This window comes from Azospirillum halopraeferens DSM 3675 (genome assembly GCF_000429625.1).
Lineage (GTDB): Bacteria > Pseudomonadota > Alphaproteobacteria > Azospirillales > Azospirillaceae > Azospirillum > Azospirillum halopraeferens.
In genome coordinates this window covers 176098-189197 of sequence record NZ_AUCF01000011.1, presented here as the reverse complement: position 1 = coordinate 189197, position 13100 = coordinate 176098, and the positions used below count along the sequence as shown (strand labels likewise).

Sequence of the window (13100 nt, the reverse complement as noted above, 5' to 3'; positions counted from 1 at the left end):
CTCCCGGGGGAGTCCGCTCCCGATGCCCGAGCTTACTCCGGCCGTATCACTCCGGCGGCGTCACTCCAGCGGCTTCAGGGTGCGCAGATAGGCGACCAGGGCGTCCAGGTCGGGCTCCGGAATGGTGGCGTACCAGGCGTAGGCCATGGGCGGGTGCAGGCGCCGGCCGTCCGGGCGCACGCCCCCGGTGATGGCGTCCTTGATCTGCCGGTCGGTCCACGCCCCGATGCCGTGCTTGGGGTGCGGCGTGATGTTGGCCGCCACCGAGACGCCCCACGGGCCGGGAAAGGCCATGCCGCCGGCGCCGATACGGTCGGTGTCGGGCACGCCGCCGGGCTTCATGGGCGTGTGACACTCCAGACAGTGGCCGAGCGGGCCGGCCATGTAGGCGCCGTAGGCCACGGGATCGGTGCGCGGCACCGGCGGCACCGAGCCGACCGGCGGCCCCCACGAGGCCGGCAGGGGCATGCGGTACTCCGACTTCGGCACCGCGTTCCGGACGGGTGCCAGGGCGCGCAGATAGGCGACGAGGGCCGCCGCGTCCTCGTCGGAGATGCCGCGGTAGTAATGGATCGGCATGGGCGGGCCGATCAGCGAGCCGTCGGGCCGCCGCCCCTCGCGGATCGCCGCGATGATCTCCGCGTCGCTCCAGCGGCCGAGCCCGGTGTCCGGGTCCGGCGTCAGGTTGGGGGCGTAGGCGGTGAAGACCTCGGTCTCCACCGGGCCGCCCCCGGCCAGCTCCATGCCCGCCACCGGGCCGCCCGGCCCCTGCGGCGTGTGGCAGTTGCCGCAGGCGACGATGCCGTTCATCAGCACCCTCCCCCGCTCCAGCGGGGTCTCCGCCGCCGCCCCGCCGGCCCCGACCCCTCCGGCAAAGCCGGCCAGAACCAGACAGGCCGTCGCTACGAAGGCACGGTGCCGCTTTTTCGTGCTCATCTCTCCCTCTCCCCACGTTTTCCGGGTGTTCGGGACAGACACTGGAGAAGCAATCGACCGTACGCCAACGACAAATCCGACGACCGAACTCGGTCATGCGGCCGGGGCGCGGGTCGCGCGGGACACGCGCGCTTTGCCTGCCGGGGGGAATTCGCTACAGTCCGTCCTTTCCGCCGCCGGTGAACAAGGAACGATCCCCCGTGTCTGCGCTTCAGGACTCCGCCCCCGCCCTTGCCGATCAGATGCTGGCCATCGGCCGCAACGCGCGCGCCGCCGCCGCGGTGCTGGCCAACACGCCGGCACCGGCGAAGGTGGCGGCCCTGCGCGCCGCCGCCGCCGCCCTGCGCGCCCGCGCCGGCGACATCCAGGCGGCCAACGACCGGGACGTCGCGGCCGCCCGCGGGCGCGGCCTGGCCGAGCCGCTGGTGGAACGCCTGACCCTCACCCCCGCCCGCATCGAGGCGATGGCCAGGGGGCTGGAGGACATCGCCGACCTGCCCGACCCCGTGGGCACGGTGATCGCGGAGTGGACGCGGCCCAACGGGCTGCGCATCCAGCGGGTGCGGGTGCCCCTGGGGGTCATCGGCATCATCTACGAGAGCCGGCCCAACGTCACCGCCGACGCCGGCGGGCTCTGCCTGAAGTCGGGCAACGCCGCGGTGCTGCGCGGCGGGTCGGAGAGCTTCCATTCCTCGCGCGCCATCGCCGGATGCCTGGCCGAGGGGCTGCGCACCGCCGGCCTGCCGGAGGCGTGCGTCCAGCTCGTCCCCACCACCGACCGCGCCGCGGTGGGCCACATGCTGACCATGCGCGAGCACATCGACGTCATCGTGCCGCGCGGCGGCAAGTCGCTGATCCAACGCATCGCCGACGAGAGCCGCATCCCCGTCATCAAGCACCTGGACGGCAATTGCCACGTCTACGTCGCCGCCGGCGCCGACCCGGACAAGGCGCGCAAGGTGGTGCTGAACGCCAAGATGCGCCGCACCTCCATCTGCGGCGCGGCGGAAACGCTGCTGGTGGACCGCGCCGTCGCCGCCACCCTTCTGCCGGTCCTGGTGAAGGATCTGCTGGACGCGGGCTGCGCGGTGCGCGGCGACGCCGACGCCCGGGCCGCCGATCCCCGCGTCACCCCCGTGACGCCGGAGGACTGGGACACCGAGTATCTCGACGCCGTCATCGCCTGCGGCGTGGTGGATGGGGTGGACGCCGCCATCGACCACGTCAACCGCCACGGGTCCCACCACACCGACGCCATCGTCACCGAGGACGCGGCGGAGGCGGAGCGCTTCCTGCAACGGGTGGACAGCGGCATCGTGCTGTGGAACGCCTCCACCCAGTTCGCCGACGGCGGCGAGTTCGGCATGGGGGCGGAGATCGGCATCTCCACCGACAAGTTCCACGCCCGCGGCCCGGTGGGTGCGGAGCAGCTCACCAGCTACAAGTACGTCGTCCGCGGCGATGGGCAGACCCGGCCCTGAGGCGGCGCCCCGCCACCGGCCGGTGAACCGTTGGTCGGGGCCGCGGCACGCCGGCCTGCGCATCGGCCTGCTGGGCGGGTCCTTCAACCCCGCCCACGCCGGGCACCGCCACATCAGCGTCTACGCCCTGAAGGCGCTGCGGCTCGACCGGGTGTGGTGGCTGGTCAGCCCGCAGAACCCGCTGAAGCCCGCCGACGGCATGGCCCCGGCGGCGCAGCGGCTGGCCGAAGCCAGCACCGCCGCCCGCCATCCCCGCATCGTGCCGACGCTGCTGGAAGGCGAACTGGGCACCCGCTACACCGCCGATACCCTGGCGGCGCTGACGCGGCGGTTCCCCCGCACCCGCTTCGTCTGGCTGATGGGCGCCGACAACCTGCGGCAGATTCCGCGCTGGCAGCGCTGGACGAAAATCTTCCGTATGGTCCCCATTGCGGTCTTCAGCCGACCAACTTATTCTCTTGGTGCGTTGGGGGGTATGGCCGCCCGGCGTTATGCCCGTCGTCGGGTGTCCGAACATCGGGTTCGGGAACTGGCCGCCCTGGCGCCGCCAGCATGGGCGTTCCTGAGAAACCCGCTGCACCCGGCCTCGGCGACGGCGATCCGGCGGGCGCGGGCCCGCGGATCGGAACCCCGGTAACAGAGGTGAGAACCATCAACACGCATCTTCACACGGTCACCGCTCCGGTGCCGCCCGCGCCCGTTCCGCAGGAACTCAAGGCGCTGATCGAGAAGTCCCTGGACGACGACCAGGCCGACCACATCGTGGTCATCGACCTCGCCGGCAAGACCAGCATCGCCGACTACATGATCGTGGCGTCCGGCCGCAACGCCCGCCACATCGCCGCGATGGCCGACCGCCTGCGCGAGAAGGTCCGGGACATCGGCATCCGCCACGTCGAGATCGAAGGGATGCCCCAGTGCGACTGGGTGCTGATCGACGCCGGCGACGTCATCGTCCACCTGTTCCGCCCCGAGGTCCGCAGCTTCTACAACATCGAGAAGATGTGGGGCCTGGAGGCTCCGGCCGTCGAGCCCCAGCGGCTGTGGGCGTGACCGCCCGCCGCCGCGCGGCCTGAGGACGAGACGGGACAGGGAAGGACGGCTGCATGCGCCTGTGGCTTGCCGCGGTCGGGCGGTCACGGGGCGGACCGGCGCGTGACCTGTACGCCGAGTACACCGGCCGCCTGAGCTGGCCGCTGACGCTGAAGGAGGTGGAGGTGAAGAAGCGCCTTCCCCCCGACGAGCTGAAGCAGCGGGAGGCCGATCTGTTGCTCGCCGCGATCCCCGCCACGGCAACCGTGGTGGCGCTGGATGAGCGCGGCGCCGCCCTGGACAGCGCCGCTTTCGCCCGCCGCCTGGGCGGCTGGCGCGACGGGTCGGCGGGTGACGTGGCCTTCCTGATCGGCGGCGCCGACGGCCATGGCGAGGCGGTGCGCCGCCGCGCCGACCTGCTGCTGTCCTTCGGCCCCATGACCTGGCCGCACATGCTGGTGCGCGGCATGCTGGCCGAACAGCTCTACCGCGCCCAGCAGATCCTGGCGGGACACCCGTACCACCGGGCGTGAACCGCCTGGAGCAACATGCGTTTTATGTGAAACGCATGTTGCTCCGGCATTTTGGTAAGCGATCGGATTCACGCGTCAAATCGGTTCCGATTTAACGCGATCCGATCTAGCGGAACATCAGAACGGGCACCTGGCAGGTGCGGATCATCGTCGTGGTGGTGCTGCCGACGATGAGCTGGCGGATGCGGGAGTGGCCGTACGCTCCCATCACCAGCAGGCCGATGTCGCGTTCGGCCACCTGCGCGGCGATGACCTCCTCCGGTTCCCCGGGCAGCAGGGCCGGGCAGACCGTCAGGCCGCTGCGTTCCAGCGTGTCGCATGCCCCGGCCAGCACCTCCTCATGGCCGGCAACCGGCCGGCCGGCCATCACCAGGTGACACTCCAGCCCTTTCAGCAGCGGCTTGCGGGACGCGTACTCCACCGCCTTGCGGGCGCTGGGGCCGCCATCGAAGGCGATGAGAAAGCGTTCGACGGGGCGGAAGGCGCGCGACGCCACCAGCACCGGCCGGCGGCTGGCACGGATCACCCGTTCGATGTTGGCGCCCAGGTGCAGGGTGGCGAAGTCGGCCGCCTCGCCGCGCTTGCCGATCACGATCAGTTCGGCACCATCCTCGAAGGCGTCGAGCGTTTCAACGAGGGAGCCGTGCCGCTGGGTCAGGGTGACGTCGGTGACACCGGCCGACAGCAGGCGGCTGCCGGCATCCTGAAGGATCAGCTTCGACGTACGCCGGGCCAGCCGCCCCCGCGCCTCGTCCAGGCGGGTGAGTTCCTCCAGCAGGTCTTCCCGGGCGTCAATGCCGATGCTGCCGCTCAGATCGGCGGCCGCGGCGCGGTCGCGGGCATGGTCCAGCGCGTGCAGGACCCGGACACCCGCCGATAGGCGGACGGCGGCCCAGGCGGCGTGATCGTAGACGGAGGCCGCGTAGACGGAGCCGTCGGTGCAGGCGAGAACTTTGGCCATGGTGACGGTTTCCTCAGTGGCCCATCAGGCGCTCCAGGGCGCCCGGCTTGTCATGGATGGCGAGCTTGTCGACCAGCGTGGCGTTGGCCTCGCTCAGCCCGATCAGGTCGACCCGGGTGCCTTCGCGGCGGAACTTCAGCACCACCTTGTCCAGGGCCGCCACGGCCGAGATGTCCCAGAAGTGGGCGCGCGTCAGATCGATCTCCACCCGGTCCGGCGCCTCCCTGAAATCGAAGGCGGAGACGAAGGTGCCGGCGGACGCGAAGAAGATCTGTCCGGCCACCCGGTAGGTCCGCTGTGCCCCGTCGGCCGACGCCTGCGAGGTGATGCGCACGATCTGCGCCACCTTGCGGGCGAAGAACAGGGCGCTGAGCAGCACGCCGACCAGCACGCCCTGCGCCAGATCATGGGTGACGACGACGACGGCCACCGTGCCCAGCATGACGATGCTGGAGCTTTTCGGATGGTCGCGCAGATTGCGCAGCGAGGCCCAACTAAAGGTCCCGATGGACACCATGATCATCACGGCGACCAGGGCCGCCATGGGGATGCGGCTCACCCAGGCGTCCAGCACCAGAATGAGGAACAGGAGGAACGACCCGGCGAACAGCGTCGAAAGACGGCCGCGGCCGCCCGACTTCACGTTGATCACCGACTGGCCGATCATGGCGCAGCCGGCCATCCCGCCGAACAGGCCGGACACGATGTTGGCCACCCCCTGGCCGGCGCATTCGCGGTTCTTGTCGCTGTCGGTGTCGGTGAGATCGTCGACGATCTGCGCCGTCATCAGGGATTCCAGAAGCCCGACCACCGCCAGCGTCAGGGACGTCGGCAACACGATCCACAGCGTGTCCAGGGTCAGCGGCACATCGGGCAACAGGAACACGGGCAGCGTCGATGGCAGCTCCCCCATGTCGCCGACCGTCCGCAGATCCAGCCCCAGCCCGATCGACACCGCCGTCAGCACCACGATGCACACCAGCGGCGACGGCACCGCCGTGGTGACCCGCGGCAGCAGGTAGATGATCGCCAGCCCGGCCGCCACCATGGCGTACATCTGCCACCCCGCCCCGACGAACTCCGGCAACTGGGCCATGAAGATCAGGATGGCCAGGGCGTTGACGAACCCCGTCATGACGGACCGCGAGACGAACGTCATCACGGCGCCCAGCCGCAGCACACCCGCCGCGATCTGGAAGACGCCGGTCAGCAGCGTCGCCACCAGCAGGTATTGCAGGCCGTGGTCGCGCACCAGATCGACCATGACCAGTGCCATGGCCCCCGTGGCGGCGGAGATCATGCCCGGCCGCCCGCCGGCGAAGGCGATGACGACCGCGATGCAGAAAGAGGCGTAGAGCCCGACCTTGGGGTCGACGCCGGCAATGATGGAAAAGGCGATGGCCTCGGGAATCAGCGCCAGTGCCACGACCATTCCGGCCAGGAGATCGCGCGGAATGTCGGGAAACCACTCCCTGCGGAGTTCGGACAGACGCATGCGTGTGGGAATCCTGTGCTTGCGCCGGGGCGACGGATCTCATCGCGTCGGAACGGATCGAATGCGTTCCGCGACGGCGCCTGTATACGACATGGAATGGAATCGAATCGCTCGGCTGCGGCCGAATACCGGCCGGCAATGTCAAAAGCATCCGACGATCAGGACAGGGAGTTCAGCCCTGCCAACATTCTGATGCGGAAATCTTTACATTGGACTCGTGCAGCGAGAAGCCGCCGGTGCGGCGAAAGGTCCCACGATCCTTAGAACCTTTCGCGCCCGCACACAAGAAGAAAGCGCCGGGCCCGGCGGTCACAGGAAGGCGAAACCGACCGCGCCGGCGCCGATGACCACCGCCCACGCCGGCGTCCGCCAGGCCGTCAGCAGCACGAAGGCCGCCGCGGCGATGGCCATGGCGGTGTGCGAGGTGATGCCTTCGGTGAACACCGGGTCATACAGCGCCGCCGCCAGCAGCCCGACCACCGCGGCGTTGACCCCGGCCAGCGCGCGCCGGGCCGCCGGGTCGGTGCGCAGGCGGCTCCAGAACGGCACGCCTCCGATGACCAGCAGGGCCGAGGGCACGAAGATCGCCACCAGCGCGATGACGGCGCCGGCGATGCCGGTGGGCGGTGCCTGCGTGACCGCGCCGAGATAGGCGGCGAAGGTGAACAGGGGTCCCGGCACCGCCTGCGCTGCGCCGTAGCCGGCCAGGAACGCCTCCCGCCCGACCAGCCCGGTGTCGACCACCTCCGCCTGGAGCAGCGGCAGCACCACATGCCCGCCGCCGAACACCAGCGCCCCCGCGCGGTAGAAGCTGTCGGCCAGCAACAGAGCCGGGTCGCCCGTCGCCGCGGCGAGCAGGGGCAGCCCCGCCAGCAGCGCCGCGAACAGCGCCAGGAAGACCAGCCCGGTGCGGCGCCGGACGGGGACCGACAGACCACCGCCCTCCCCCGCCTCGCCGACCGCCGCGCCGACCACGGCCGCCGGTCGCACCGCCGCCAGGCCGGCCAGGCCGCCCAGGACGATGACGCCCACCTGCCCCGCCGCGCCGGGAACCAGCATGGCTCCGATCATGCCGAGAACGGCAATGGAGGCGCGCTCGCGGTCCGCCGCCAGGGTGCGGGCCATGCCCAGCACCGCGTGGGCCACCACGGCCACGGCGGCGGCCTTCAGCCCCTGGATCCAGCCGGTGCCGGCGTCGGCCCCCAGCGCGCCGGCGCCGTAGGCAAAGGCCACCAGGAGCAGGGCCGACGGCAGCGTGAAGGCCACCCAGGCGGCGAGCAGGCCGGCGTAGCCCGCCCGTTGCAGGCCGATGGCCATGCCCACCTGGCTGGAAGCCGGCCCCGGCAGGAACTGGCACAGAGCCACCAGATCGGCGTAGGCGTGCTCCCCCAGCCAGCGGCGGCGCACCACGAACATGTCGCGAAAGTAGCCGAGATGGGCGACCGGTCCGCCGAACGACGTCAGCCCCAGCCCGAGGAACACCCGGAAGACCTCCCGGGCGCTGCCGCGGACGGCGCGCTCCGGCGCGGCGGCGTGCGCACTCACCGGCACACCGCGGGGCGGCAACGCCCCGCGTTCCCCTGGACACCGTGCGTCACAGCCCCGCCCCCGCGTATTTGCGCACCGGCGGCCGATAGTATGGGGAGCCGCCGCCAAGTCAACCCGGCCCGACGGCGGGATTTCCCTGCCCGGGCCGGCGCCGTGCCGGACGTCGGCGTCCATCGGGATCACGGCGGGCCTGACCCGCAAGGGGGAAGCGTCGGTGCTGCCTCCCCGCCATTGGTCCGTCCATTTCCATCCGATGCGCCCGCGTCAGCGGATCGGGGATGCCGCCGGCCCCCTTCCCCTACCACGGCCAGGCCAGGAGGATGAGGACGGGGGCGGCGACGAGGACCAGCACCTCCAGGCCCGCGCCGACGCGGGCGAAGTCGCCGAACCGGTAGCCGCCGGGGCCCATCACCAGGGCGTTGTTGTGGTGCCCGAAGGGGGTGAGGAAGTCGCACGAGGCGCCGATGGCGACCGCGACCAGGAAGGGGTCCGCCGACACGCCGAGCCGGCCGGCCAGATCCAGGGCCACCGGCGCCATCACCGCGACCGTGGCCGGGTTGTTGAGCACCGGCGTCAGCAGCATGGTGGCCGCGAGCACCAGCACCAGCAGGACGGCCGGCCCGGCACCGCCCGCCACCGCCAGCACGCTGCCGGCCGCCAGCCCGGCCGTGCCGGTGGTCTGCAACGCCTCGCCCAGGGGGATCATCGCCGCCAGCAGCACGATCACCGGCCACTCGACCCCGCGATAGACCTCGGACGGGCGCTCGCCGCCGATCAGCACCAGCGCCAGGACACCGGCCATGAACACGATCTCCGGCCGCCCGAACCCCAGGGCCGCCGCCAGGACCGCGGTGCCGAAGATGGCGGCGGCGACGCCCGAACGCGGCTGCGGCAGCGCCAGATCCCGCTCGGCCAGGACCAGCCCGCCGAGGTCGGCGGCGGCGCGGCCGGCCGCCGCGGGATCGCCGCGCAGCAGCAGGACGTCGCCGGTCGACAGGGTCGCCTCGGCCAGCCGCCCCTCGTTGCGCCGGCCCCGGCGGGCGGCGGCCACCAGGGTCACACCCCAGCGGTCCTCCAGGTCGAGGGTCAGGGCGCAGCTCCCCTGCATGAGCGAATCCGGCGCCACCACCACCTCCGTCAGGGCGCCGCCGCTGCCGGGCCCGGCGGCGATGGCCAGCCCCGGCGCGCGGGCGAGGCGGCGCAGCGCGTCCGCAGCCGCCCGCACCGCCAGCACGTCGCCCTCCCGAACCGCCTCGCGGTCGAGACGGGCGAACACCCGGCGCCCGTCCCGCACGATGGCGTGGACCTCCACCCCGGCGTCGCGCTCCAGGTCGGCCACCGTCCGCCCGGCGTGTCGGGATGCGGGCGTGACGACCAGTTCGGTGTCGAAGGGGCCGATCACCGCCGCCGCCTCCTCGCCCCCGCCGTCGCGCGCCGCGGGCAGGCAGCGCCAGCCGACCAGGGCGAGGTAGGCGACCCCCAGCGCCGCCAGCGGCACCCCCACCGCCGCGAAGGAGAGAAGGCCGAAGGGCGCGCCCGTGGCGTCGGCGCGGACCTGCGACACCAGCAGGTTGGCCGGCGTGCCGATCAGCGAGATCATGCCGCCCAGCAGCGTGGCGTAGGACAGGGGCATCAGATACAGCCCCGGTGACCGGCCGTGGCGGCGGGCCAGCCCGAGCGCCACCGGGATGAACAGGGAGATGGCGCCGATGTTGTTCATGAACGCCGACGCCACGGCACCGAGACCGCAGAGAATGGCAAGCTGGACCGGCACCGTCCGGGTGCCGGCGAGCAGCCCGCCGGCCAGCCGGTCGAACGCGCCCGAGCGCGTCGCCGCCCGCGACAGGACGAGGACCGCCGCCACGGTGATCACCGCGGGGTTGGCAAAGCCGCTGAAGGCGACCGCCGCCGGCACCGGCCCGGCGAGGACCGCGGCCATCAGCCCGGCCACCGCCACCACGTCGTAGCGCCACCGCCCCGCGGCGAACGCCGCCAGCATCGCCGCGAGGATGGCGGTCAGCACCGCCTGATCGAACCCCATCGCCCGCCCGTTCCCGGTCCTTCCCCGTGCCGATGGTGCACGGACGGCGGGCGCTGGCAAGCGGGATCGCCGCGCACCCGCCCGCGCCCTCAGGCGCGGCGGCCGACGCCGGCCACGGCACCGCCGCGGAACGGGACGAGGTGCAGCGGCTCCGCCCCGGCCGGCCGCTCCTTCGGGAAGACCAGGCCGCGGTGGACGACGACGCGCACGGCGTCCCCCGCCCGCAACGGCGTCTCCTGCCGCTCGGGGGGCAGCGCCACCTCCAGGGTGGTGCCGTTCCAGTCCACCTCGGCGCGCACCAGCGGCCCGACCTCGTAGACCCGCCGGACGGTGCCGGCCGTCCCCTCGCCGCCGCCCGGCAGCAGGTCGATGTCGTGGGGGCGCACGTACACCGTCGCCGGACCGGCGTGGCCCGTTACCCCGCCCAGCGGCGTCCCGCCCCCGGCCAGCCGAGCCTGCCCGCCGTCGATCAGGCACTCGATGCGGTTGGCGTCGCCCAGGAAGTCGTAGACGAAGGCGGAGGCGGGCTCGCGGTACACGGCGCCCGGCGTGCCCACCTGTTCGATGCGGCCGTGGTTCATCACCACGACCCGGTCGGCCAGCTCCAGCGCCTCCTCCTGGTCGTGGGTCACGAAGACGCTGGTGATCCCCATGGAATCGTGCAGATCGCGCAGCCAGCGCCGCAGGTCCTTGCGCACCCTGGCGTCGAGGGCGCCGAACGGCTCGTCCAGCAGCAGCACCCGCGGCTCGATGGCCAGCGCGCGGGCCAGCGCGATGCGCTGGCGCTGGCCGCCGGAAAGCTGCGACGGATAGCGGTCGGCGGTCCAGTCGAGCTGGACCAGACGCAGCAGCTCGTGCACCCGCCGGGCGATGTCGGCCTTCGGCGGACGCTGCGACCGCGGCCGGACCTGAAGCCCGAACGCCACGTTGTCGAACACCGTCATGTGGCGGAACAGGGCGTAGTGCTGGAACACGAAGCCGACCTGCCGGTCGCGGGGGTGGCGGCGCAGGGCGTCCTCGCCGGCGAACAGGATGCGGCCGGCATCGGCCGTCTCCAGCCCGGCGATGATGCGCAGCAGGGTCGTCTTGCCCGACCCGGAGGGGCCCAGGAGGGCGACCAGCTCCCCCTCCCCGATCTGCAGGTCGACGCCGTCGAGCGCGGTGTAGGTCCCGAACCGTTTGGTGATCGCGTGGATGTCGATGCGCATGGCGAGTCTCCGGTACGGCGGTATCATACGGTCGGCAAGTGATCACTTCCATCGGTTGCCGACCGTAAAGCCCGGCAGATCAATGCCTTGGCATTGATCGAGAGGGTGATACCGGCGGCATCCTTCAGATGCCGCCGGTTTCAGTGACGGCGCGTCGCCGCCAGCTCGTCGGCGTAGCGCCATTCGAGCAGGGCCTTGGCGACCAGGGTGACGAGGGCGAGAAGGGCCAGCAGCGAGGCGACCGCGAAGGCGGCCACCATGTTGTACTCGTTGTAGAGAATCTCGACGTGCAGCGGCATGGTGTTCGTCTCGCCCCGGATGTGGCCGGACACCACGGACACCGCACCGAACTCCCCCATGGCGCGGGCGTTGCACAGCAGGACGCCGTACAGCAGGCCCCATTTGATCTTTGGCAGGGTCACCCGCCGGAAGGTCTGCCAGCCCGAGGCGCCCAGGACGATGGCCGCCTCCTCCTCCTCGCTGCCCTGCTCCTGCATCAGGGGGATCAGTTCGCGGGCGACGAAGGGGAAGGTGACGAAGATGGTGGCCAGCACGATGCCGGGAACGGCGAAGATGATCTTCACGTCGTGGGCCTGCAGCCACGGCCCCAGCCAGCCGTGCAGCCCGAACAGCAGCACGTACACCAGGCCGGAGATCACCGGCGACACCGAGAACGGCAGGTCGATCAGCGTGGTGAGGACGCTCTTGCCGACGAACTCGAAGCGCGCGATGCACCACGCCGCCGCCACCCCGAAGACGAGGTTGAGCGGCACGGCGATCGCGGCGGTGAGCAGGGTCAGGCGGATGGCCGCCAGGGCGTCCGGCTCGGTCAGGGACGCCAGATAGGTGGCGACGCCGCCGGCCAGCGCCTCGGAGAAGACCACCACCAGCGGCACCACCAGGAACAGCACCAGGAAGCCCAGCGCCACCGCGATCAGGACCAGGCGGACCACCCGCGGCTCGGACAGGGCCACCCGGGGAGCCGCGGCAGCGGTGTCCGGCGCGAACGCGTCAATGGCCATGGCGGGACCTCATCCACGATTGCAGCAGGTTGATGACCAGAAGCAGGGCGAACGACGCCGCCAGCATCAGCGCGGCGATGGCCGTGGCGCCGGCGTAGTCGTACTGTTCCAGCCGGATGACGATCAGCAGCGGCACGATCTCCGACACCATCGGCAGGTTGCCGGCGATGAAGATGACCGACCCGTACTCCCCCACCGCCCGGGCGAAGGCCAGCGCGAAGCCGGTCAGCAGGGCCGGCAGGATCGCCGGCAGGATCACCCTGAGGAAGGTCCGCGTACGGCCGGCGCCGAGCACGGCCGCGGCCTCCTCCTGCTCCGCCTCCAGGTCCTGCAACACCGGCTCCACCGTGCGCACGACGAAGGGCAGGCCGACGAAGGTCAGCGCCACGATGATGCCCAGCGGCGTGAAGGCCACGGTGATGCCCATGGGTTCGAGCAGGGCGCCGATCCAGCCGTTGGGGGCGTAGAGGGCGGTCAGGGCGATGCCGGCCACCGCCGTCGGCAGGGCGAAGGGCAGATCCACCAGGGCGTCGACGACGCGCCGGCCGGGAAAGTCGTAGCGCACGAGGACCCAGGCGACGACCAGCCCGAACACGGCGTTGAGACAGGCCGCGACGAAGGCGGTGCCGAAGCTGACCTTGAAGGCGGCGACGACCCGCGGCCCCGTCGCCACCGCCAGGAACCCCTCCCACCCCAGCCCGGCCGCACCGGCCACCAGCGCCGCCAGGGGGATGAGGACGATCAGGGACAGGTACGTCACGGTGAAGCCGAGCGCGAGCCCGAAACCGGGCAGCACGCTCGGCTTGCGCCACGAACCGGCCCGGAGGAGGAGGCCGGCCATGG

General features: G+C 72.0%; 12 protein-coding genes. 4 read left to right on the top strand and 8 right to left on the bottom strand.

The window, feature by feature from the left end; genetic code table 11:
• Positions 1-60: 60 nt before the first annotated feature.
• Positions 61-936 carry a c-type cytochrome gene (locus G472_RS40135; RefSeq protein WP_084536606.1) on the bottom strand — a complete coding sequence of 292 codons (876 nt, stop codon included), beginning with the start codon at positions 934-936 and terminating at the stop codon, positions 61-63.
• Positions 937-1178: 242 nt separating this feature from the next.
• On the opposite strand from G472_RS40135, the gene G472_RS0112495 reads away from it, so the two are divergent.
• From G472_RS0112495 to rlmH, 4 genes are read left to right on the top strand one after another with little or no spacing between them, the layout of a single operon-like run.
• Positions 1179-2417, top strand: a complete 1239-nt coding sequence (locus G472_RS0112495; RefSeq protein ID WP_051340736.1) for a glutamate-5-semialdehyde dehydrogenase — start codon at positions 1179-1181, stop codon at positions 2415-2417.
• Positions 2398-3054: a nicotinate-nucleotide adenylyltransferase gene (locus tag G472_RS0112490; RefSeq protein WP_051340735.1), complete on the top strand. Its 657-nt coding sequence runs from the start codon at positions 2398-2400 to the stop codon at positions 3052-3054. Before G472_RS0112495 ends, G472_RS0112490 begins: the two co-directional genes overlap by 20 nt.
• Before the next feature lie 5 nt (positions 3055-3059).
• Entirely contained in the window at positions 3060-3470 is a 411-nt protein-coding gene (rsfS, locus tag G472_RS32835; protein WP_342667945.1) for a ribosome silencing factor, read from the top strand.
• Between the two features lie 53 nt (positions 3471-3523).
• Entirely contained in the window at positions 3524-3982 is a 459-nt protein-coding gene (rlmH, locus tag G472_RS0112480; protein WP_029008667.1) for a 23S rRNA (pseudouridine(1915)-N(3))-methyltransferase RlmH, read from the top strand.
• A 106-nt stretch (positions 3983-4088) separates the two neighbouring features.
• Here the strand turns inward: rlmH and G472_RS0112475 are convergent, their stop codons facing one another.
• The 7 genes from G472_RS0112475 to cysT all read right to left on the bottom strand — a co-directional run bounded on the left by G472_RS0112475 (position 4089) and on the right by cysT (position 13098).
• The gene (locus G472_RS0112475; protein ID WP_029008666.1) at positions 4089-4943 is read right to left on the bottom strand and encodes a universal stress protein; all 855 of its coding nucleotides are present in this window, start codon (positions 4941-4943) and stop codon (positions 4089-4091) included.
• A 13-nt stretch (positions 4944-4956) separates the two neighbouring features.
• Positions 4957-6438: a SulP family inorganic anion transporter gene (locus tag G472_RS0112470; protein ID WP_029008665.1), complete on the bottom strand. Its 1482-nt coding sequence runs from the start codon at positions 6436-6438 to the stop codon at positions 4957-4959.
• A 309-nt stretch (positions 6439-6747) separates the two neighbouring features.
• On the bottom strand, positions 6748-7983 hold the full coding sequence (gene chrA / locus G472_RS0112465; protein WP_029008664.1) for a chromate efflux transporter: 1236 nt from the start codon (positions 7981-7983) through the stop codon (positions 6748-6750).
• Positions 7984-8284: 301 nt separating this feature from the next.
• Positions 8285-10027 carry an SLC13 family permease gene (locus tag G472_RS0112460; protein ID WP_029008663.1) on the bottom strand — a complete coding sequence of 581 codons (1743 nt, stop codon included), beginning with the start codon at positions 10025-10027 and terminating at the stop codon, positions 8285-8287.
• 89 nt (positions 10028-10116) lie between these two features.
• Positions 10117-11235 carry a sulfate/molybdate ABC transporter ATP-binding protein gene (locus tag G472_RS32830; protein WP_051340734.1) on the bottom strand — a complete coding sequence of 373 codons (1119 nt, stop codon included), beginning with the start codon at positions 11233-11235 and terminating at the stop codon, positions 10117-10119.
• Positions 11236-11375: 140 nt separating this feature from the next.
• Positions 11376-12257: a sulfate ABC transporter permease subunit CysW gene (gene cysW / locus G472_RS0112450; protein WP_029008662.1), complete on the bottom strand. Its 882-nt coding sequence runs from the start codon at positions 12255-12257 to the stop codon at positions 11376-11378.
• Positions 12247-13098, bottom strand: a complete 852-nt coding sequence (gene cysT / locus G472_RS0112445) for a sulfate ABC transporter permease subunit CysT (protein WP_029008661.1) — start codon at positions 13096-13098, stop codon at positions 12247-12249. Before cysT ends, cysW begins: the two co-directional genes overlap by 11 nt.
• Between the last annotated feature and the right edge of the window lie 2 nt (positions 13099-13100).

Excerpts from the sequence above, each read along its gene's own strand:
- G472_RS40135 (WP_084536606.1), bottom strand. The coding sequence starts at position 936 with ATGAGCACGAAAAAGCGGCACCGTGCCTTCGTAGCGACGGCCTGTCTG.
- G472_RS0112495 (WP_051340736.1), top strand. The coding sequence starts at position 1,179 with ATGCTGGCCATCGGCCGCAACGCGCGCGCCGCCGCCGCGGTGCTGGCC.
- G472_RS0112490 (WP_051340735.1), top strand. The coding sequence starts at position 2,398 with ATGGGCAGACCCGGCCCTGAGGCGGCGCCCCGCCACCGGCCGGTGAAC.
- rlmH (WP_029008667.1), top strand. The coding sequence starts at position 3,524 with ATGCGCCTGTGGCTTGCCGCGGTCGGGCGGTCACGGGGCGGACCGGCG.
- G472_RS0112475 (WP_029008666.1), bottom strand. The coding sequence starts at position 4,943 with ATGGCCAAAGTTCTCGCCTGCACCGACGGCTCCGTCTACGCGGCCTCC.
- G472_RS0112470 (WP_029008665.1), bottom strand. The coding sequence starts at position 6,438 with ATGCGTCTGTCCGAACTCCGCAGGGAGTGGTTTCCCGACATTCCGCGC.
- G472_RS0112460 (WP_029008663.1), bottom strand. The coding sequence starts at position 10,027 with ATGGGGTTCGATCAGGCGGTGCTGACCGCCATCCTCGCGGCGATGCTG.
- G472_RS32830 (WP_051340734.1), bottom strand. The coding sequence starts at position 11,235 with ATGCGCATCGACATCCACGCGATCACCAAACGGTTCGGGACCTACACC.
- cysW (WP_029008662.1), bottom strand. The coding sequence starts at position 12,257 with ATGGCCATTGACGCGTTCGCGCCGGACACCGCTGCCGCGGCTCCCCGG.
- cysT (WP_029008661.1), bottom strand. The coding sequence starts at position 13,098 with ATGGCCGGCCTCCTCCTCCGGGCCGGTTCGTGGCGCAAGCCGAGCGTG.